The following is a 20,368-nucleotide window of genomic DNA, read 5'->3' as shown; positions in this document are numbered from 1 at the left end:
GGCATGCTGCGGGAAAGGTCAGGGCGTTGCCGCAGGCAGCCACTGCTGCACAAACGCTGCCTGAAAGCTGCGAATCCAGGCCATGCGCTCCTCTCCCAGCCGCCTTCCGGCTGCGGTCTGCATGCTGGCGGGCAGGGTGGCGAGCTTGACCTCGATATGGTCCAGCGTGTACGTCACATCGTCGAGCGGGCGCTGCTGCGCCAGAGGGTCGGTGGGGTGGGCCAGCGCACGGCCCAGCTGACCGCCCACGCTGAACATGCGTGCAATGCCTACAGGGCCAAGGGCATCGAGCCGGTCAGCATCCTGCACGATCTTTGCCTCTATGGTCTGTGGCGCAATACCTGCCGAAAAGCTATGGGCCTCAATCGCATGGGCCACGGCATCGAGCTTGTGCGCGGGAAAGCCTCGCGCTCGCAGCGCAGCGACTGCTTTTTCTGCCGCCATGCGCGAAGCCTGTGCACGCTGCGGATGGTTTTTGGGCAGATTCACACAGTCATGCCACAGGCAGGCAGCGTGCACCACTTCGGCATCTGCTTCGGGGTGGTCTTGCAGCAGGGTTTGGGCAGTGGCCCAGACACGGGTGAGATGGGTGGTGTCGTGGGCGGGGTCAGTTGAAAAGCAGTTCATCGAGAGTAATGCCGTTCACTTAAGCGGAAAAAGCCACATTCTTGGCTCATTGAGAAGTAGAGAAATGTCTGAATCAGTGATCGACACCGGCAACCGCAACATGGTTGACCCCTGTTGATTGGCAGAAAACAACACCCCCGGTGCCAGTAAAACCCCTTGCGCTGCCATCTGCCGTGCCAGCACTTCGGTATCGCGCCCTGCATCGGCCCAGATAAACATGCCGGCCAGTGGCTCCTGGTGCACGACCAGGCCCATGTTCTCCACGAGCTTGAGGCAGCGCTGGCGGGCCGTGTCCACCCGTTCGCGCAGGCGCTGTACATGCTTGCGGTACTGGCCATCGGCAAGGATGCGGTGCACCACGCGTTCGCCCAGCTCCGGGCTGGTCAGGCCGCTGAGCAGCTTGGCATCCGTCAGCGCGCGAATGCGCTCGGGCTGTGCGGCCACATAGCCCACGCGCAGACTGCCAGCCAGTGTCTTGGAAAAGCCCCCAATCAGCAGCACACGGCGCAGCCGATCCAGCGTCGCCAGGCGCATGGGCTGTGGCACAAAGTCTGCATAGGTGTCGTCTTCCAGAATCAGAAAGTTGTGCTGCTCGGCCAGGCGCAGCACGTCATAGGCCACGGGCAGAGAAAGGCCAAAGCCCGTGGGGTTGTGCACCACGGTGTTAGTGATCAAGAGCTTGGGCCGGTGCGCCCTGGCCAGGCGCTCCAGCACTTCCAGATCAGGGCCATCGCGCAGACGGGGCACGGGCAGCACCTGTACGCCCAGCGCGCGCAGCATGCCAAACACCATGAACCAGGCGGGGTCCTCCACCAGCACGGCGTCGCCCGCGCGCAGGGTGCTGCGCAAGATCAAATCCATGCCCTGGGTGACGCCGGTGACGGTCATCAGCTCCAGTTCAGGGTCTATCTGCAGCCCTTGCGCCAGCAGCATGGCGCTGATTTGCTGGCGCAGCGGCGCGTATCCCTGTGGCTCGCCATAGCCCAGCAGCTGCATGCCTGCGCTGCGGCCCACGGCACGTACGGCGGCGTTGAGCATGTCGTGGTCCATCCAGCTCTGGGGCAGCAGGCCGGTGCTGCCGTCAAACTGCACCTGTCCATGGCTGCGGAACATGCTGCGCAGCAAAAAGGGGGTGTCAAAAGCCTGTCCTGCAGAAAGACAGGGCATTTCAGGGGTGGAGGGCGCATGCAGCCTGCGCTGGGTGCTCACAAAAAATCCAGCACCGGGGCGCGAATGCAATAAACCGAGCGCGACCAGCCTGTCATAGGCCTGCACCACGGTGTCGCGGCTCACGCCTGCGCTGTCTGCCAGCTGGCGAACAGAAGGCATGCGGGTGCCCGCACGCAGGCTGTGGTTGCCCAGCAGCTGCTGGCAGTGCTGCACCAGTTGCTCGACCAGCGGCGGGCTGTCGCTGCCGCGCAGGGGTTGCCAGCCCAAGGCGTTGCTGCTGTCAGCGGTTTGGGGGCGTACTGTTCGGGTGTTTGAGGCCATACAGTCTCTAAAGTGAGTGGAATAACTGTATGGCAACTGTATGGGTAATTGCGCCTAGCATGCAAGCCTTGTGATGGTTTTGCTACGAGGTGTCTGCATGAATCTGCCGCTGGATTTGTCGTCTTCCAACCATTGGTTGCCGCTGGTGATGTTTATTGTGGTGAGCTCCATCACGCCGGGGCCGAACAATGTGATGCTCACGGCCTCTGGTGCCAACTTTGGCTACCAGCGCAGCGTGCCGCATATGCTGGGGATTTCAGTGGGTACATCGGTGCAGCTGCTGATGGTAGGCGCAGGGCTGGGGGCTGTGTTTACGCAGCAGCCCCAGTTCTATACCGCAGTGCAGTGGCTGGGGGCGGCCTACCTGATCTGGCTGGCATGGAAGATTGCAAGCGCTGGCCGCATGCAGACCCAGGGCGGCAGAGTTCAGCCTTTGAACTTCTGGCAGGCTGCAGCCTTTCAGTGGGTGAACCCCAAGGCATGGCTGATGAGTATTGGTGTGGTGGCAGCCTATACCTCGCCACAGGCGTACTGGCCCAGCCTGTTGCTGAGTGCACTGCTGATGCCGCTGGTGAACTACCCCTGCATCAGCGTATGGACACTGTTTGGCAGCGCGATTGGCCGCTGGCTGCAGTCGCGCCGGGCGTTGCGCATCTTCAATGCTGCGATGGCCGCTTTGCTGCTGCTGTCACTGTGGCCCATGCTGGCAGTGAAGATATAAAAATTTAATAAAAATGGCTGCTAATGCCCGAAAAATAAGCGCTGACAGCTATTAATTTTTAAGTCTCAGCAGCCTGCTGCTGGAAGGCAGCCATACCCTGCAGGCAAAACCGCAGAAAGCGATTGGCAGCTGGTGAAAGCTGACGGCCTGTGCGCGTGATGAGCTGCATCTGCGCATGGGCAAAGGCGGGGTTGTCGATAGGCACGGCGCGCACCAGGCCCTGTGCCAGTTCGGTGGTGACGGCGCACTGGGGCAGCAGGGTGACGCCCTGGCCGCTGCCGACAAAGTGCAGCAGTACACTGATCAGGTTGCTGGTCAGCGCAGGGCTCAGCCGCAGCTGGTCGGTCTGCTCTGCATATTCCACCAGCTGGCGAATGCCGTACACGCCCTGCAGCAGGGCAACGGGCCATTGCTGCAGCTCGTGCAGCGAGGTCATGGGCTGGCTGGCCAGCGGGTGGTTGCTGGCGACGATGGCATGCATGGGCTGCAGCGCGCTGGCACGCACCTGCACCATGGGATCTGCCGGGGCGTAGTACACCAGCCCCAGCTCGGCCTGGTCTTCGCGCACGCGGCGCATGATTTCGTTGGTGCCATACACCTCCAGCGATACCGAGATGCCAGGGTGCTGCTGGCGAAACTGCTGCAGCGGCCCCTGCACCAGTTCCTGGGCAAAGCCTTCACCGCTGACCACGCTCACAGTGCCGGTGTGCAGGCCGCGCAGGGCTTCAATCTTGGCCAGCATGTCGTGCTGGTGGGCCAGATGCTGGCGGTAGTAGTCCAGCAGCAGCAGCCCCGCTGCCGTGGGCACCACGCCGCTGCGGTGACGCTCGAGCAGCACCAGCCCCAGCTCTTCTTCCAGCAGTGCAATCTGGCGGCTGACGGCAGAAGGCACGATGCCCAGCTTTTCTGCAGCATGGCGCACACTGCCAGAAGTTACAGCCTCATACAAATAACGAGCACGGGAATCGTGAAAGGCGAGCATGTGCAGCAGAAAGTGATGACTTACGAGAGAACGGGGCAGCAACTGGTATTTTGTTCTAATTTTCAGAACGCAAAACTAATAAAGTGCAATCTATGCGCAGATATAGTCATTGACAGTGGTCCGTGTGCATAACCAGCGTAGTTGTGGGTGCGGCCGAACGGTTTGTTCAATATCAGCGCGTGGGACTGCGCAGGCAGCAGCGCAAAAGGAAAATCGATGACTTCCAACGTTCCAAAGGCCGCTTCGGCCCAGCCCGGCATCAGCGCCGGCAGCGTCATGCAGGTGTTTGCATTGGCACTGGTGATTGCCGCTTTGTCCGAGTGGCTGGGGCCACTGCCCATTGAGCTGGGTGTAGGCAAGGTGGTGTTGCTACCCATGATCTGGGCGCTGCTGATTGGCCTGATTCTGGGCCTGCTCGCCAAGCGCATGCCCAAGCCCGTGAGCCTGGGGCTGCACAGCCAGCACCTGGCGGCAGCTGTGCTGTCGTGCGCACTGTTCCTGTTCATTGCCAAGCTGGGCCTGATGGTAGGTGGCTCGCTGCCGCAGCTGGCCAAGGTGGGCTGGGGCCTGGCGCTGCAGGAGCTGGGCAACCTGATTGGCTGCGTGCTGCTGGGTATGCCAGTGGCGCTGTTGCTGGGCATCAAGCGCGAAGCCATTGGTGCAACGTTCTCGATTGGCCGTGAGCCCGGTCTGGCCATTGTGGGTGAGCGCTTTGGTATGGACTCGCCCGAAGGCCGCGGCGTGCTGGCGGAATACATCACTGGCACTTTGATTGGCGCCATCTTTATCTCGCTGCTGGCGGGCTTTGTGGCCAGCCTGGGCATTTTCCACCCCATCGCGCTGGGCATGGGCGCGGGCGTGGGCTCGGGCAGCATGACGGCGGCGGCGGTGGGTGCCATCTCTGCGCAATACCCAGAGCGTGCGAATGACATTGCGACTTTTGCTGCTGCGGCCAACCTGATCGCCACCACGCTGGGTACGTATCTGACGCTGTTTATCTCCCTGCCTCTGGCCATACGTGCCTATCGTTTCCTGGAGCCTATTCTGGGCCGCAATCGCAAGGCAGTGGCGGTGCAGGAGGCTGCACCTGCTGCGCATGAAGTGGTGCATGTGCCTGCGCTGAACCTGGGTATGCGTCTGCTGGCATGGGTGTATGTGGGTTTCCTGGTGCTGGTGGGCAACCAGATCGGCTACGGCATCCCCATGCTGGATGCGCTGCCTGGCATCGCACTCATCGTTGCTGTGGTACTGGTGGGTGATCTGATCTATATGGGTACTGGCCGCAAGCTGCCTGCGGTGTGCTGGATTTCTTTTGTGGCCATGGCGCTGACTTTCCCTGCCGTGCCCTATGCGGCAGAGGTGGCAGCGATTACCAGCAAGGTGAGCTTCCTGGCCATGATTACGCCCATGCTGACTTTTGCGGGTCTGTCGCTGGCCAAGGACATTCCCGCCTTCCGCCGCCTGGGCTGGCGCATTGTGGTGGTCTCGCTGATGGCCAATGCCGGAGTCTTCCTGGCGGCTGCGGTGATCGCACAGTTCTTTGTGAGCAATATGTAAGGCGGTCATCACCACCGATGTGATCTATGCCTCGTCAGTACATCCCGATGTGCTGCGAGGCATTTTGTTTGGGGCTGCGCTGGCATTGCTGCAGGCGTATATTGCTATCAACTTTGATTTTTTGAACAAGAGGAATCTGTCATGAACACCATCAAGTGGCCCGGTCAGCAAACGCTGCAGGCATGGAGGCATGACTTTCACCGCCATCCCGAAACCGCCTACCAGGAGCACCGTACCAGCCAGCGTGTGACTGAGCTGCTGCAAAGCTTTGGCCTGGAAGTACACACGGGACTGGCTGGCACGGGCGTGGTGGCTGTGCTGCGCGGCAAGCGTGGCGATGGCCCATCGATTGGCCTGCGCGCAGACATGGATGCCCTGCATGTGCAGGAGCTCAACAACTGCGAGCACAAGTCTGTCAACGAAGGCCGCATGCACGCCTGCGGCCACGACGGTCACACCACCATGCTGCTGGGCGCAGCGCAGGCCCTGGCCTCCAACCCTGACTTTGCGGGTACGGTGCATTTCATCTTCCAGCCTGCCGAAGAAAACGAGGGCGGTGCACGCACCATGATTGAGCAGGGCCTGTTTGAGCGCTTCCCCGTGGATGCGGTCTACAGCATGCACAACTGGCCCGGCCTGCCCGTGGGCACAGCAGCCGTGCACAGCACCGCCGTGATGGCAGCCTTTGACATTTTTGACCTGACACTGACGGGCAAGGGCTGCCACGCCGCCATGCCGCATCTGGGCAAAGATGCATTGCTGGCCGCCTGCCAGCTGGTGACGCAGTTGCCCGCACTGATTGCCCGTGAGCAGGAAGTGCACAAGCCTGCCGTGCTGAGTGTGACCAGCTTTAACGCAGGCGATACCTACAACGTCATGCCCGAAGTCATCAAGCTGCGCGGCACCGTGCGCTGCTTTGACATGGAGCAGCGCGCCCGGATTGAGCAGCGCTTTCGTGATGCCATTGCCGCTACCTGCACCCTGCATGGTCTGGAGGCACAGCTGGACTACCGCGTGAGCTACCCCGCCACCATCAACCACCCCGAGCATGCTGACATCTGCGCCGAGGTGCTGACCCAGGTGCTGGGCGAAGGCAATGTGCGCCGCGATCTGAAGCCCAGCATGGCCTCGGAAGACTTTTCCTTCATGTCGCAGACCCGCCCCGGTGTCTATATCTGGATGGGCAATGGTGAAGACAGTGCCTCGCTGCACAACCCGAAGTACGACTTCAACGACAACGTATTGCCCAAGGGCGTGCAGTATTTTGTGGAGCTGGTCTACGCATTGCTGCGTGACGGCAAGCTGCCCAAGGCGGGCTGAGTCGCAGACAGCATCTGCCAATCACGAAAAAGCGCTTCCTGGTGAAGCGCTTTTTTTATAGCTGCCAGCGCTTGCTGCATAAGCGCTAGAGGCCAATTTGGCTTATGTTTTTCGTACATAGAGCCAGCGGTGCAAAGGCTCGGTGAGCAGCAGCACGGCAATCAGGCGCGTGACCTGAAACGATGTGACCACGGGCACGGACAGCGCAAAAATCTTGGCAGTGATGGACATTTCCACAATGCCACCCGGTGCAGTGGCCAGCAGCAGCGAGGTGTAGTCCAGATCCATGCATTGCCACAGCAGCCAGGCAAACCCGGCACACAGCGCGATCAGCCCCAGCGTCAGCAGCGTAATGCTCAAAGCCCAGCGCGGCGCGCTCTTCAGAAACTGGCGGTTAAAGCGCACACCAAGACTGATGCCGATGACCAGCTGTGCAGCGTTGCTCAGGCCTGGTGGCAGGGCGGAAAGCTGCAGATCACACAAAGCCATGATGACGGAAGCTGCGAACGGCCCCAGAAACCATGGGTTGGGTTGCCTGAGCCACTGAAACACCGCCACGCCAGCCGCAGTGAGCAGCGCAAACAGCGCAAAGCCTGCAGGCTCAAAGCTCAGTGCCAGTGGTGCGCTGGGGAGGCTGGCGGCGGGAACTTCACGCTCAATCAGGGCCACGAGAAAAGGCACGCACAGTGTGACCAGCATCAACCGCAGGCTGTGGCTGGCGGCGACCAGATCGGTTCTGGCCTGGCTGCGCTCCGCCAGGATGGACATTTCCGAGGCAGCCCCAATCACCCCCGAAAAGTAGGCGGTGGAGTGCAATTGCTCCGGGCTGTGGAAGCCGTCGTTACCACGGTTGCACCACGCAATGAACCGGGCGCTGAGCAGGCCCAGCCCCAGCGAAAACATGACGGCCAGCCCCACGGCCCACCACAGCTGGGCCAGCAGCCCCAGGATCTCCGACGAAAAATACATGCCCAGTGCAGAGCCCATGGCCCATTGGGCCAGGTTGCGCATGCGGTTCAGGCTGACTACGGGCAGCTGCATGACGGACAGCACGCCCGTCACCAGCAACGGGCCGGTCAGCCAGGGCAGTGGCACATGCCACCACACAAACAGCTGGGCTGCCGCAAAGGCAATGAGCAGGGTGAGCAGATAGGCAGGAAGAGGGCGCAGAGGCAAACGCATGTTGTAAAACTTCGGTCTATTCAGATTGCTTTGCACATGATGTGCCATGAATGCTTGATGCTGACACGCTTTTCACTTTTCATAGCAAAAAAAGGCGTAGAATCTAAGGATTGTCATCGGAGCGTAGCGCAGCCTGGTAGCGCATCTGCTTTGGGAGCAGAGGGTCGCGAGTTCGAATCCCGCCGCTCCGACCAAAAGATTCAAGGACTTAGCTGAGAGATCGGCTAAGTCCTTTTGTCTTTTCTGGGCTGAGGGGTAAACAAAGGGGTAAACAAGAAATTTGCTACTTGCGCCTTCGAGGCGCGCCTGCCGACATCGCACTGCAGATCCGCGTTAGGCACAAACCTGTCAGGCAGTTCTGCTGCAAAAACGAGGAGTGCTGGAGTGGTGCACGTGCGGCAAGTTTTCTGGAGTAGAAAGCAAAAAACCTCTGTAAATCAAAGATCTACAGAGGTTTTTTGTTCTGGCGGAAGGGGCGTCCGCCATTGATGCCCCATTCTTCGGGCCCCTAAAAAGTAAAAAATAACTGACAAATTTTCAGCGCTATATAGCATTTTGTCCATCGAGCTATATGTGCGGTGGTAGATTGGCGCTCTTTTGACTTTTTAACATAGGTCAAGTGACAGAAGCTTGAGGGCTTTTGTTTGAATTCCCTCGTCTTGCGAGCCGTTCTCATCGAGCAGCTCTATTGCTTGCCATTGGCATTCCCTCAACATTCGACGTGGCCCGTGAGGCTCGGCAATGTGTGAGCAATCGTCAAGGTCGAGGCCTTTGAGTTCGGGCTGTTCCCCCGACTCAACAGGTAGCATTCCTCATGCACTGCTGCCTGTAAACCTAACGCCCTCCATGGTCATGGGAGCGCGGTTTATGAAAACTACTCACGATGATGAATCACGGCAGAAGAAGATTCTTTAAGCTGTGTGGCGCTGCTGCTGCTAGCGCCACTGCTGCGTCCTTGGGCTTTGCCCCCTCTGTTGCGCAAGCCACTCTCCCCCGCCAGTACAAACTACTGCGCGCCAAAGAAACACGCAATAACTGCACCTACTGTTCAGTGGGTTGCGGCATGCTGATGTACAGCTTGGGTGATGGTGCCAAAAACGCCAAGTCCAAGATCTTCCACATCGAAGGTGACCCAGACCACCCAGTAAGCCGTGGTTCTCTGTGCCCCAAGGGTGCGGGCGCATTGGATTACATTCATTCCGAACAGCGCCTGAAGTACCCCGAAGTGCGCGAAGCTGGGACCAATGAATGGAAGCGCATCAGTTGGGAGGAAGCGAACGAGCGCATCGCTCGCTTGCTCAAGGACGACCGAGACGCCAACTTCATCGAGAAAAATGACAAAGGCGAAACGGTCAATCGCTGGCTCTCTACTGGCATGTTAGCTTCTTCTGCAGCATCCAATGAAACCGGCATCTTAGACTTCCGCTTTGCCCGTGCCTTGGGCATGGTAGGTTTCGACTGCCAAGCCCGTCTGTGCCATGGTCCCACCGTGGCGGCCCTCGCCCCTTCGTTTGGCCGTGGTGCTATGACCAACCACTGGGTGGACATCAAGAACGCCAATGTGATCTTGGTCATGGGCGGCAACCCCGCTGAAGCCCACCCGGTGGGATTCAAGTGGGCGATTGAAGCCAAGATCCACAACAAAGCCCACCTGATGGTGGTGGACCCACGCTTCAACCGCACGGCGGCTGTTGCTGACTTCTACGCCCCCATTCGCGCTGGCGCAGACGCTGCATTTTTGATGGGCATCGTCAACTATTTACTGCAAAACGACAAAATCCAGCACGAATACGTCAAAGCTTACACCAATGCAAGTCTGATCGTGCGGGAGGACTACAACTTTGAAGAAGGCTTGTTTAGCGGTTACGACGAAGACAAAAAAATCTACGATAAGTCCAGTTGGACCTACGAGCGAGATGCTGAAGGCCATGCCCTGCAAGACGACACGCTGCAAAATCCCCGCTGTGTGCTGAACTTGCTGAAAAAGCATGTGGAGCGCTACACCCCCGAGATGGTGAACACCATCACAGGCACCAAGGTGGAAGACTTCCTGCACGTGTGCGAGCAACTGGCCAGCACCTGCGTGCCTAACCGCACCGCCACCTTCCTGTACGCCCTGGGCTGGACGCACCACACTGCTGGCGCTCAGATCATTCGCGGTGCAGCCATGATCCAGTTGCTGCTGGGCAACATTGGCATGGCTGGCGGCGGCGTGAATGCGCTACGCGGACACTCAAATATTCAGGGCTATACCGACCTTGGCTTGCTATCCACACGCCTGCCTGGCTACATGGATCTACCCAAAGATGCACAGCAAACCCTGGAAGGCTATCTGAGCGATATCACACCCAAAGCGGATGTGGCAGGCCAAGTGAACTTCTGGAAAAACACGCCCAAGTTCTTTGTCAGCCTGATGAAGGACCTGTACGGCGAGCACGCCACCAAAGACAACAACTGGGGCTTCGACTGGCTGCCCAAGTGGGACCGCAGTTACGACATGCTGGCATACTTTGACCTGATGTACCGCGGCAAGGTCAACGGCTACATCGCCCAGGGCTTCAACCCCGTGGCGGCCATGCCCGACTCCACCAAGGTGCGCGATGCACTAGCTAAACTGAAGTTCTTGGTCGTCATCGACCCACTACAAACAGAAACTTCGACTTTCTGGAAGAACCACGGCGAATTCAACGACGTGGACCCAGCCCAGATCCAAACGACGGTGTTCCGTCTGCCCTCGTCGTGCTTTGCCGAGGAAAACGGCGCCATTGTCAACTCAAGCCGCTGGCTGCAGTGGCACTGGGCTGCGCAAGAGCCCCCATTTGAAGCACGCCATGATGGCCGCATTCTGGGTGGCATCTTCATGAAACTGCGTGAGCTGTACGCCAAGGAAGGTGGAACATGCCCCGAGCCGCTAATGAATATGCGCTGGGAATACCACAACCCAGAAGATCCACACCCCGAAGAAGTCGCCAAGGAAGCCAACGGTTATGCGCTGGCCGACCTGTATGACGACAGCGGCAAGCTGATCGCCAAGAAGGGGCAACTGCTTTCTGACTTCGGCATGTTGCGTGACGACGGCACCACCGCCAGCTACTGCTGGATTTTTGCCGGCTCATGGACCGAAGCAGGGAACCAGATGGCCCGCCGCGACAACACAGACACAGGTCACGGCAATACTCCCGGCTGGGCTTGGGCCTGGCCGGCCAACCGCCGTGTGCTCTACAACCGTGCCTCGGCTGACCCAGCGGGTAACCCTTGGGACCCGAAGCGCCAAATACTGCACTGGGATGGAAAGAAATGGGGCGGCGCTGATGTACCCGACTACCCAGTCACAGCAGCCCCCAATAGTGGCGTCAATCCCTTCATCATGCTTCCCGAAGGTGTGGGACGTTTGTTCTCTGCCAAGGGGATGAACGATGGTCCTTTCCCCGAACACTATGAACCGACGGAAAGTCCCATCGCCGCAAACCCATTGCACGCAAAGGTCAGTAAGAGCCCCGTGGCTCGTGTGTTCGCTGATGACGCTGCACGCATGGGGACACGCGAGCAGTTCCCCTATGTCGCGACCACCTACTCGATCACCGAGATGTTCCGCCACTGGACCAAGCACTCGCGTCTGAATGCGATTGTTCAGCCCGAACAGTTCATTGAGTTATCCGAAAAACTGGCTCAGAAAAAAGGTATTAAGGCCGGCGATGTCATTCGTGTCTCTAGCAAACGTGGCCATATCAAGGGTAAAGCAGTTGTTACCAAACGCGTGATGACGTTGCAAGTTGATGGCCAGGAGATTGAACAGATCGGTATTCCCTGCCACTGGGGCTACGAAGGCACCACACGCAAGGGTTATCTGGCAAATACGCTGAGCCCTGGTATTGGCGATGCCAATGCCCAGACTCCCGAGTTCAAGGCCTTCTTGGTCAACATCGAAAAGGCATAAGGCACGCCATGACCATGCAATCCCAAGATATCGTGCGGCGCTCGGCCACCAACGGTTTCACACCGGCTGCCCATGCCCGCGACCATAAGGCCGAAGTGGCTAAACTTATCGACGTCAGCATCTGTATTGGCTGTAAAGCCTGCCAAGTCGCTTGTAGCGAATGGAATGATCTGCGCGATGACGTTGGTGAGAACTTCGGCGTTTATGACAACCCACGCGATCTTTCACCCCAAACTTGGACCTTGATGCGCTTTGATGAGCACGTCAATGAGCAAGGCAAACTGGAATGGCTGATCCGCAAAGACGGTTGTATGCACTGTGAGGATCCTGGCTGTCTGAAAGCATGCCCGCAACCTGGTGCGATCGTGCAATATGCTAACGGCATTGTTGATTTCCAGTCCGAGCACTGTATTGGCTGCGGCTACTGTGTGGCCGGTTGTCCGTTTGATGTACCACGCATCAGCGAAAAGGACAACAAAGCCTACAAATGCACCTTGTGTTCTGACCGTGTCGCTGTGGGGCAGGAGCCGGCTTGCGTAAAAACCTGTCCGACTGGTGCGATTTCGTTCGGCACGAAAGACGACATGCTGATCAAGGCAGAAGGTCGTGTGGACGAGATGAAATCCCGTGGGGTGCAAAACGCTGGGGTTTACGACCCGGCAGGTGTGGGTGGCACTCATGTGATCTACGTGCTGCAACACGCTAATCAACCCGAGCTCTACCACAAGCTGCCTAATGAGCCCAAGATCAGCAGTGTGGTTGAAGGCTGGAAGGGCTGGTTCAAGCCACTGGCAGCACTTGGCTTTGTGACTGCGTTGGCAGGCGCTGCCGCTCACTACATCACTACAGGCCCCAATGAAGTCGACGATGACGATATCGAGGGCGATCACACATCCACGTCGAAGGGAGAAAAGGCATGAAAAAAGACCGCATGATTTTGCGTACACCCTTGCCTGAACGTTTGTGTCACTGGGCCATGGTGGTGTGCTTCTTTCTAGTTGCCATGTCGGGGCTCTCTTGGGTATTTCCCAGCTTGAACTGGCTAAATGGCGTCTTCGGCACGCCACAGATGGCGCGAGTCTTACACCCCTTCTTTGGCATCGGGGTGTTCTTGGCACTGGTGTATTTATTTATCCGTTTTGTGAAATACAACTTGTTCGTCAAGGAAGATCGTATCTGGGCAGACAACATTAAGTCTGTAGCCGCAGGTGATCACAGCAAGCCACTGCGTATCGGTAAGTACAACGCCGGCCAAAAATTCCTATTTTGGGGAATCATGTTGCTGATTAGCGTGCTGCTGATTAGCGGTCTGGTCATCTGGCGTGCCTACTTTGCTCACCTGTTTCCCATTCCTGTATTGCGCGTTGCTTTGCTGCTGCATGCGGTAGCGGGTGTCGGCCTGATGTTGCTGATCATAGGCCACATCTATCTGGCGCTCTGGGTCAAGGGCTCTATCCGTGGAATGGTCACGGGCTACGTCAGCCATGCTTGGGCACGTGCCCACCACGATCGTTGGTACCAAGAAATTGCCAGCAAAAGCTCCAAGGAAAAAACAAAGGTTAAAGGAACACAATGAGCATCCAAGTCGTTCCTGAAGCAGAGCGATCGCCGGGCGTGGGGGAAATTGCATCCTTGCAGCGTCCTACGGCCAAGCTTCCTTACACACAGCGCTCCAGTCGTTTGCAAGCGCTAGCTGAGGGCCATGCGATGGCGGACTATCTGCTATGGGCTGCGGACCTCGTTAGCGCGCAGCAGACCACAGCACAAGCTCTACCTTTGCCAGAGGCAGAAAGCCTATATCTTGGCACTGTTTTGCAGCATAGTAAGAAAGCACCATTGCATTCAGCGCAATGGAAACGATCTGTTCATTGGCAAACACTGCTAGATCAGTTTCTCGTGCAGTTGACCGAGCAACCGCGGATGCATACCAGTGCTGTACAAAAAGCACTGCAAAGTCTGCAGTCTGCAGACGCTGAACAGCGTGAAATGTGGGCAGATGCGCTGCTCACCGCACTGCGTGGCGAGGAGCTAAGTGATGCTGGAGCTTTGCCGGAACCTGGTATTGCACAACTGCTGTGGTGTGCGTTGTCCATGTATTGGCGTCAGCTAAGTAGCCAATTGCCAGCGTCTGGCCAGGCGGAAATAGGAGACCTTAATCATCTCTGCCCCGTGTGCGGTCATGTTCCTACTGGCAGCTTAATACAAGGCGGCGCGCAAGCTGGTCTGCGCTATCTGCAATGCAGTTTGTGTGAATGCCAATGGCATGTGGTTCGCGCCACTTGTACGAACTGCGATAGCACTGGTGCCTTGGACTACTGGTGCCTAGAAAGTGAAAAAGCGCCAATCAAGGCAGAGAGCTGCAACGGCTGCAACACCTACCTGAAGGCCTTTTACCAGCAACTGGATCACCAGCTTGAGCTCGTTGCCGACGATTTGGGGAGCCTTGCACTCGATGCGGAAATGGAAGAAAAGGAGCTGGCACGTAGCGGAGTGAATCCCTTAATGCTGCCCGCACTCGATGTCCCAGGCTAGAGGGTACAGACTCTTCCGTGTACCTTAGCTCTCGGCGAAGGTGCTAAAAGCCCATCTGTAGATTGATTTGCAGATGGGCTTTTTCGTTAGCCGTAATTTAATCGAACTGATGTTGCCCCTGCTTTGTGGAGCTCTTAGCTCCCTGCTTACGCGGCCTTTTTACGCTGTGCTTCGTACCAGCGTTTCTCGTATTGCATGGGGCTGAGGTAGCCCAAGCTCGAATGCAATCTACGGTGATTGTTGAAGGCCATCCAGTTCATGATGACCTGCCTTGTTTGCTCCCGGGTAGCGAAGCGCTGTCCATGCACACAAGCGTTCTTCAATCGTCCCCAGAAGCTTTCAATGGGGGAGTTGTGATCGCATCAGCAATTGGCTGAAGCTGCTTGGCTAGGTAGTGCTGGCACTGAGCACTTCCAACAGCTCTGCCCCATTTCTGGCCATTACGTACTGAATCCCGCCCCCGCTCTGGTACTACTGTGCCCCTGCATACGCTGGTTGTATTCATCGGCAATGCGCGCAGCTCTGACTTGCGACGGCACATTCTTGACGTACTCATCCAAATGAGTTCCTTAGGCGCCTGCGGTAGATGAGTAGATCATCTTTGTGACCAGCAAGGGGCTTGCACGTACTCAGCCAAAAACTCTTTGTATGGCTCGCCTTTGAAGAACCGTGCGAGCAGGCCATCCTGAAACTGCCGCGCCAGCAACGCCCCATCACTGCACGCAATCTCGCAGTACGGAAAGAACATCAGTCAGCATGCGTATTTGAACCGGAATGCTCAGGCTTGGTTTTTTGCTCTAGATTGATCCAATCCAGCAGCAACAAATCAAACGATCCATGGCATACCAAATGGCATACCGATTCAAAGCAAAAAAAAGCCTAAGTGAATCAATCACTTTGGCTTATGTCTTGGCGGAAGGGGCGGGATTCGAACCCGCGGTAGGCTATTAACCTACACACGCTTTCCAGGCGTGCGACTTAAACCACTCATCCACCCTTCCGGGGTGTAACTCAAGCATTTCTAACATGCTGAAGTGCAAATTTACTTTTTGCTCTTGATTTTGAAGCTGTAAGCCTGGCTTCTTTGAGCGTGTGTTGATACTTTGGCCAGGATTTGTGAAAAACAAAAGGACTTGTGTATTTGGACAAGTCCTTTGTTTGAAGAATCCTGGTAGGCGCGATTGGATTCGAACCAACGACCCCCACCATGTCAAGGTGGTGCTCTAACCAACTGAGCTACGCGCCTGTTTTGTCAACAGGAAGAACTATAGCAGGGTTTTCAGGCCTCAAAAGGGAAAACTGCCAAATCGTTCAAAAAAACAGGGCTCAAAAGCCCTGTAAAGAAGTAGCGATGGGAACAAATGCTCAGCAGTACCCGGAGCCCAACATCTGGTGCATCACCAGAGCTTCCACCAAGGCTTCTTTTGGGTGTCCTGGGCCTGAGTGCTTTCGGCGCTGCTGCCAAAGCTGCTTTCGCGCACGCGCTTGGCATCGTCACGCAGGTCGGCCATGCCCAGCTTGTCGTAGGAGTTGATCAGAATATCCAGGGCTTCCTTGGATGCGGGAACGCCGTCATAGTCCGTCAGCGCGGTCTGGGCGCGTGCAATGGCTGCCACATAGGCACCACGCTGGTAGTAGTAGCGTGCAACGTGCACTTCATACTGGGCCAGCGAGTTGACGATGTAAGTCATGCGCTGGCGTGCATCAGGGGCGTAGCGCGAGTTGGGAAAGCGTGTGACCAGTTCCTTGAAGGATTCGTAGGAGTCCTTGGCGGCTTTCTGGTCGCGCTCGGACAGGTCCTGGCGTGACAGCCACGAGAACAGTCCCAGGTTGTCATTGAAGTTCACCAGACCCTTGAGGTAGAGGGCGTAGTCCAGAGCAGGGCTGGAGGGGTGCAGGCGGATGAAGCGATCCAGTGTTGCCAGTGCCTGCTCACGCTCGCCACCCTTGTACTGGGCATAGGCTTTTTCAATTTGTGCCTGCTGTGCCAGTGGTGTGCCTGCGGCGCGGCCTTCGAGCTTTTCAAACAGAGGCACTGCCTTGTCGTAGCCGCCTGCTTCTGCCTCGTCACGCGCTTCGGTGTAGATGCGCTCTGGAGTCCAGTTTGCAGTGGGATCATCTTTGGTGGACGAGCACCCGGCCAGAAATGCCGCAGTCAAAACAACAGCAAAAACAGGTCGTGAAAAACGCGGCATGGCGAACAGCTTTCGGACTGAGGTTGTCATAAGGTTCCAGAAGGATCAGACGCGCTCTCAAAGCCAAGAGCACTCTGCAGTGGTCTTGCATTGTATAGGTCCGTGGCGCGTTCCCGTAAGTACCTCTGGTGACTGTACGCACGCAGCGCCAGCCTCAGTCTGGTGAGGACATGCAATGAATTGGGCGTGCGGTGTGCGCGGTGTTTCTACAATGCTTGGATGTTTGTTCACTTGCGCTTGCACACCGAGTTTTCCGTCATTGATGGAACGTGTCGTATCAATGATGTCATCAACGCGGCTGCCGCTGATGGCCAGCCAGCACTGGCGCTCACCGACCTGAACAATATGTTCGGGGCCCTGAAGTTCTACAAAGCAGGGCGGGGCAAGGGCGTGAAGCCCTTGCTGGGGGCTGAGCTGAATATGGAAGCCTGGGGCGGAGACGTCGCAGGCCGCGTACTGCTGCTGGTGCAAAGTCATCAGGGCTTTTTGAATCTGTCCGAAATTCTGGCGCGTGGGTGGACAAGCAATGTGCCCAAGGGGCAGGCACAGCCCTTGTTCAAATGGGAATGGCTGCGTGAGCTGGGTGAAGGCCTGCTGCTGCTGTCTGGTGCCAATGCCGGCCCGATAGGGCAGTTGCTGCTGCGTGGCGATAGCCAGGGTGCAGCAGATGCGGCCTTGCAGCTGGCCAGCACATTCCCCCACCGCTTTTATCTGGAGCTGCAGCGTGCAGGGCGGCCAGATGATGAGCGTCTGGTGGTACAGACGGTGCAGCTGGCAGCACGCATGAACTTGCCTGTGGTGGCAACGCACCCCATCCAGTTTGTCAAGCCTGGCGACTTTGAAGCGCACGAAACGCGAGTGTGTATTGCCGAAGGTGAAGTGCTGGCCAACCCCAAGCGGGTGCGCCGCTTCACGCAGGAGCAGTACTTCAAGAGCAGTGCGCAGATGGAGGCCTTGTTTGCCGATATTCCTTCTGCCATTGAGAACACGCTGGAAATTGCGCGTCGCTGCAGCGTCCAGCTCAAGCTGGGTACGTACTACCTGCCTGAATTCCCCATTCCCGAGGGGATGACAGAGCAGCAGTATTTCCGCCATGCCTCGTATGAGGGGCTGGAACACCGTCTGGCCTTGCTGTTCCCGGATGTGGCAGAGCGCAACCGCAAGCGGCCGGAGTATGTGGAGCGACTGGAGTTTGAGCTGGGCATCATCTTGAAGATGGGCTTTCCGGGCTACTTCCTGATCGTGGCGGACTTTATTAACTGGGCCAAGAACAATGGCTGCCCCGTGGGGCCAGGCCGTGGCTCTGGTGCAGGTTCGCTGGTGGCCTATGTGCTCAAGATTACGGATCTGGACCCGCTCTACTACAACCTGCTGTTCGAACGCTTTCTGAACCCAGAGCGTGTGTCCATGCCTGACTTTGACGTGGACTTCTGTCAGGCCAACCGTGACCGCGTGATTGACTATGTGAAGGAGCGCTACGGCCGCAATGCCGTGAGCCAGATTGCCACCTTTGGCACCATGGCGGCACGGGCGGTGATTCGTGACGTGGGCCGTGTGCTGGACCTGAGCTACAACTTCTGTGACGGCATCTCCAAGCTCATTCCCAACAAGCCGGGCCTGCACGTCACGCTGAAGTACCCGCCCAACCCCAAGAAAGAGGGCGACAAGTACACCTACGCGATTGAGGCGGAGCCTATTCTGGCGCAGCGCATTGAGCAGGAAGAAGACGTCAAGCTGCTCATCGAGATGGCGCAAAAGCTCGAGGGCCTCACGCGCAACATCGGCATGCACGCGGGTGGTGTGGTGATTGCGCCGGGCAAGATCACGGACTTTTGCCCCATGTACCAGCAGCCGGGCAGCGAATCGGCCGTGGCCATGTTCGACAAGGACGACGTGGAGCAGATTGGTCTGGTGAAGTTCGACTTCTTGGGGCTTGCCACGCTGACCATCCTGGAAATTGCGCGCGAATTCATCATGAAGCGCCACAAGGGCCAGGAGAACTTCCGCTTTGAAGAAATTCCGCTGGATGACTACCCGACCTACAAGCTCTTCCAGGAGGGCAAGACCGAGGCCGTGTTCCAGTTTGAATCGCGCGGCATGCAGGGCATGCTGCGTGATGCCAAGCCTTCGCGCCTGGAAGATCTGATTGCCCTGAACGCCTTGTACCGTCCGGGGCCTATGGACCTGATTCCTTCTTTCGTGGCCCGTAAGCACGGGCGCGAAGAGATTGAATATCCACACCCTCTGGTGGAAAAGGTGCTGGCAGAGACCTACGGCATCATGGTCTACCAGGAGCAGGTGATGCAGACCGCCCAGGTGCTCGGTGGCTACTCGCTCGGTGGCGCTGACTTGCTGCGCCGTGCCATGGGCAAGAAAAAGGTCGAGGAGATGGTCAAGCACCGTGCCATCTTCCGTGAGGGTGCGGCCAAGCAGGGCATCAGCCAGGAAAAGGCCGATGAGGTCTTTGACCTGATGGAAAAGTTCGCGGGCTACGGCTTTAACAAGTCGCACGCGGCTGCTTACTCGCTGCTGGCCTATCACACGGCATGGCTGAAGGTGCACTACACGGCAGAGTTCTACTGCGGGAACATGACCGTGGAAATGGACAACACCGACAAGCTCAAGGTGCTCTTTGAAGATGCCATCAAGATGGGCATGAGCTTTGAGCTGCCGGATGTCAATCGCGGTGTCTACCGCTTTGAGCCGGTGACAGACAAGGTCATCCGCTACGGGCTGGGTGCGGTCAAGGGCACCGGTCAGCAGGCGATTGAGGCCATCATCGCTGCCCGTGAAGGGCAGGGCGTGGGGCCGGACGGGCATGTCAAGGGGCCGTTCAAGAGCCTGTTTGACTTCTGCTCGCGCGTAGACCGCAGCAAGATCAACAAGCGCACCGTGGAAGCGCTGATCAAGGCTGGCGCTTTTGACAGCATTCACCTGGACCGTGCTGCGCTGGCCGCGTCGATTGACACGGCCTTTGAATATGGCAATGCCCAGATCGTCAATGCCAATCAGGGCGGCCTGTTCGACATGATGGGTGATGATGCTCAAGGCTCCAGCAGCCAGGAGCCACCGCTGGCCAATGTGCTGCCATGGACCGTCAAGGAGCGCCTGACGCAGGAAAAGCAGGCCATTGGCTTTTACATCTCGGGCCACCTGTTTGATGAGGTGGAGCACGAAGTGCGCCAGTTCATCCGCACGCCGCTGAGTGAACTGGGTGACAGCCGTGAGCCACAGCTGGTGGCGGGCATTGTGAGCGACCTGCGCGTCATCAACGGTCAGCGCGGCAAGCTGTGCCTGTTCAAGCTCGATGACAAGAGCACCGTGCTCGAAGCATCGATTGATGAAGCCACCTTGCTGGCCAACAGCGATCTGCTCAAGGATGACGAATTTGTCGTGCTCAGCGCCAGAGCGCAGCACGACCACTTCAGCGGCGGCCTGCGTCTGAAAGCGCAGAAAGTCTTCAGCCTGGCCGATGCACGCTGCCTGTTTGCACGCTATCTGCAAATTGACGCCAAGCAGCAGTTGCCTCACGTACAGCGCATTCTGCGTGAGTTCCCGGCCAAGGTGGTGTCAGATGCCGAAGGCGATGTAGTGCGCGGCCTGCGCGTTCGCATGGAGGTTCGCTGCCAAAGCGGCGAAGATGCGGCATTGGTTGAGCTGGACCTGGGCGAGCACAACCGCTTCTACCCCAGTGATGCGGCACTCGCTGCCTGGCGCGCAGAAACTGGCAGCACAGCCTGTCAGCTGGTCTGGCGCAATAGCTGAAAATACGAAGTGTTGGATGCCTGTCACCCGGGCGTCCTACATGATGTTTCTTGAAACTG

13 protein-coding genes, 3 tRNA genes and 1 pseudogene are annotated in these 20,368 nt (G+C 57.8%); 9 read left to right on the top strand and 8 right to left on the bottom strand.

Annotation, left to right across the window (positions count from 1 at the left end):
* Positions 1-18: 18 nt before the first annotated feature.
* Both B5M06_RS15440 and B5M06_RS15435 read right to left on the bottom strand, forming a co-directional pair.
* Entirely contained in the window at positions 19-627 is a 609-nt protein-coding gene (locus tag B5M06_RS15440; protein ID WP_054066211.1) for an HD domain-containing protein, read from the bottom strand.
* A 15-nt stretch (positions 628-642) separates the two neighbouring features.
* Positions 643-2,064: an aminotransferase-like domain-containing protein gene (locus tag B5M06_RS15435; protein ID WP_240183953.1), complete on the bottom strand. Its 1,422-nt coding sequence runs from the start codon at positions 2,062-2,064 to the stop codon at positions 643-645.
* Between the two features lie 151 nt (positions 2,065-2,215).
* On the opposite strand from B5M06_RS15435, the gene B5M06_RS15430 reads away from it, so the two are divergent.
* The gene (locus B5M06_RS15430) at positions 2,216-2,839 is read left to right on the top strand and encodes a LysE family translocator (RefSeq protein ID WP_054066213.1); all 624 of its coding nucleotides are present in this window, start codon (positions 2,216-2,218) and stop codon (positions 2,837-2,839) included.
* A gap of 58 nt (positions 2,840-2,897) precedes the next feature.
* On the opposite strand, the gene B5M06_RS15425 is transcribed toward B5M06_RS15430, so the two are convergent.
* Positions 2,898-3,821, bottom strand: a complete 924-nt coding sequence (locus B5M06_RS15425) for a LysR family transcriptional regulator (protein WP_054066214.1) — start codon at positions 3,819-3,821, stop codon at positions 2,898-2,900.
* Positions 3,822-4,037: 216 nt separating this feature from the next.
* On the opposite strand from B5M06_RS15425, the gene B5M06_RS15420 reads away from it, so the two are divergent.
* A complete protein-coding gene (locus B5M06_RS15420) occupies positions 4,038-5,378 on the top strand; it encodes a DUF3100 domain-containing protein (RefSeq protein WP_054066215.1) in 1,341 nt (446 codons plus the stop codon).
* Between the two features lie 141 nt (positions 5,379-5,519).
* Positions 5,520-6,698 carry a M20 aminoacylase family protein gene (locus tag B5M06_RS15415; protein WP_054066216.1) on the top strand — a complete coding sequence of 393 codons (1,179 nt, stop codon included), beginning with the start codon at positions 5,520-5,522 and terminating at the stop codon, positions 6,696-6,698.
* A gap of 102 nt (positions 6,699-6,800) precedes the next feature.
* On the opposite strand, the gene B5M06_RS15410 is transcribed toward B5M06_RS15415, so the two are convergent.
* Positions 6,801-7,880, bottom strand: a complete 1,080-nt coding sequence (locus B5M06_RS15410; protein ID WP_114070913.1) for an AbrB family transcriptional regulator — start codon at positions 7,878-7,880, stop codon at positions 6,801-6,803.
* 117 nt (positions 7,881-7,997) lie between these two features.
* Between B5M06_RS15410 and B5M06_RS15405 the strand changes: the two genes are divergently transcribed.
* The 5 genes from B5M06_RS15405 (at position 7,998) to fdhE (ending at position 14,349) form a co-directional block, all read left to right on the top strand.
* Positions 7,998-8,074 (top strand) — tRNA-Pro (locus tag B5M06_RS15405).
* Between the two features lie 689 nt (positions 8,075-8,763).
* Complete coding sequence (gene fdnG / locus B5M06_RS15395) at positions 8,764-11,817, top strand: formate dehydrogenase-N subunit alpha (RefSeq protein WP_205245360.1); 3,054 nt, start codon at positions 8,764-8,766, stop codon at positions 11,815-11,817.
* Positions 11,818-11,825: 8 nt separating this feature from the next.
* The gene (gene fdxH / locus B5M06_RS15390; protein WP_054066218.1) at positions 11,826-12,737 is read left to right on the top strand and encodes a formate dehydrogenase subunit beta; all 912 of its coding nucleotides are present in this window, start codon (positions 11,826-11,828) and stop codon (positions 12,735-12,737) included.
* A complete protein-coding gene (locus B5M06_RS15385; protein WP_054066219.1) occupies positions 12,734-13,393 on the top strand; it encodes a formate dehydrogenase subunit gamma in 660 nt (219 codons plus the stop codon). The genes fdxH and B5M06_RS15385 overlap by 4 nt, the downstream gene beginning before the upstream one ends.
* Positions 13,390-14,349 carry a formate dehydrogenase accessory protein FdhE gene (gene fdhE, locus B5M06_RS15380; protein WP_080025307.1) on the top strand — a complete coding sequence of 320 codons (960 nt, stop codon included), beginning with the start codon at positions 13,390-13,392 and terminating at the stop codon, positions 14,347-14,349. The genes B5M06_RS15385 and fdhE overlap by 4 nt, the downstream gene beginning before the upstream one ends.
* A gap of 146 nt (positions 14,350-14,495) precedes the next feature.
* Here fdhE and B5M06_RS15375 read toward each other — a convergent pair.
* The 4 genes and pseudogenes from B5M06_RS15375 to B5M06_RS15360 all read right to left on the bottom strand — a co-directional run.
* A pseudogene (locus B5M06_RS15375) lies at positions 14,496-14,711 on the bottom strand (IS3 family transposase); the annotation flags it as partial.
* A 548-nt stretch (positions 14,712-15,259) separates the two neighbouring features.
* Positions 15,260-15,350 (bottom strand) — tRNA-Ser (locus tag B5M06_RS15370).
* 168 nt (positions 15,351-15,518) lie between these two features.
* Positions 15,519-15,595, bottom strand: a tRNA-Val gene (locus B5M06_RS15365).
* Positions 15,596-15,746: 151 nt separating this feature from the next.
* Positions 15,747-16,544: an outer membrane protein assembly factor BamD gene (locus B5M06_RS15360; RefSeq protein ID WP_054066221.1), complete on the bottom strand. Its 798-nt coding sequence runs from the start codon at positions 16,542-16,544 to the stop codon at positions 15,747-15,749.
* A gap of 219 nt (positions 16,545-16,763) precedes the next feature.
* On the opposite strand from B5M06_RS15360, the gene dnaE reads away from it, so the two are divergent.
* Positions 16,764-20,309: a DNA polymerase III subunit alpha gene (dnaE, locus tag B5M06_RS15355; protein ID WP_054066222.1), complete on the top strand. Its 3,546-nt coding sequence runs from the start codon at positions 16,764-16,766 to the stop codon at positions 20,307-20,309.
* Positions 20,310-20,368: the final 59 nt, after the last annotated feature.

Source organism: Comamonas kerstersii, from assembly GCF_002056725.1.
Taxonomy (GTDB): domain Bacteria; phylum Pseudomonadota; class Gammaproteobacteria; order Burkholderiales; family Burkholderiaceae_C; genus Comamonas; species Comamonas kerstersii.
This window is presented reverse-complemented; position numbering and strand designations above follow the sequence as displayed.

Coding starts and splice junctions, on each gene's coding strand:
- B5M06_RS15360 (WP_054066221.1), bottom strand. CDS start 16,544: ATGCCGCGTTTTTCACGACCTGTTTTTGCTGTTGTTTTGACTGCGGCA.
- B5M06_RS15410 (WP_114070913.1), bottom strand. CDS start 7,880: ATGCGTTTGCCTCTGCGCCCTCTTCCTGCCTATCTGCTCACCCTGCTC.
- fdxH (WP_054066218.1), top strand. CDS start 11,826: ATGACCATGCAATCCCAAGATATCGTGCGGCGCTCGGCCACCAACGGT.
- B5M06_RS15440 (WP_054066211.1), bottom strand. CDS start 627: ATGAACTGCTTTTCAACTGACCCCGCCCACGACACCACCCATCTCACC.
- dnaE (WP_054066222.1), top strand. CDS start 16,764: ATGTTTGTTCACTTGCGCTTGCACACCGAGTTTTCCGTCATTGATGGA.
- B5M06_RS15425 (WP_054066214.1), bottom strand. CDS start 3,821: ATGCTCGCCTTTCACGATTCCCGTGCTCGTTATTTGTATGAGGCTGTA.
- B5M06_RS15415 (WP_054066216.1), top strand. CDS start 5,520: ATGAACACCATCAAGTGGCCCGGTCAGCAAACGCTGCAGGCATGGAGG.
- B5M06_RS15420 (WP_054066215.1), top strand. CDS start 4,038: ATGACTTCCAACGTTCCAAAGGCCGCTTCGGCCCAGCCCGGCATCAGC.
- fdnG (WP_205245360.1), top strand. CDS start 8,764: ATGATGAATCACGGCAGAAGAAGATTCTTTAAGCTGTGTGGCGCTGCT.
- B5M06_RS15430 (WP_054066213.1), top strand. CDS start 2,216: ATGAATCTGCCGCTGGATTTGTCGTCTTCCAACCATTGGTTGCCGCTG.
- fdhE (WP_080025307.1), top strand. CDS start 13,390: ATGAGCATCCAAGTCGTTCCTGAAGCAGAGCGATCGCCGGGCGTGGGG.
- B5M06_RS15385 (WP_054066219.1), top strand. CDS start 12,734: ATGAAAAAAGACCGCATGATTTTGCGTACACCCTTGCCTGAACGTTTG.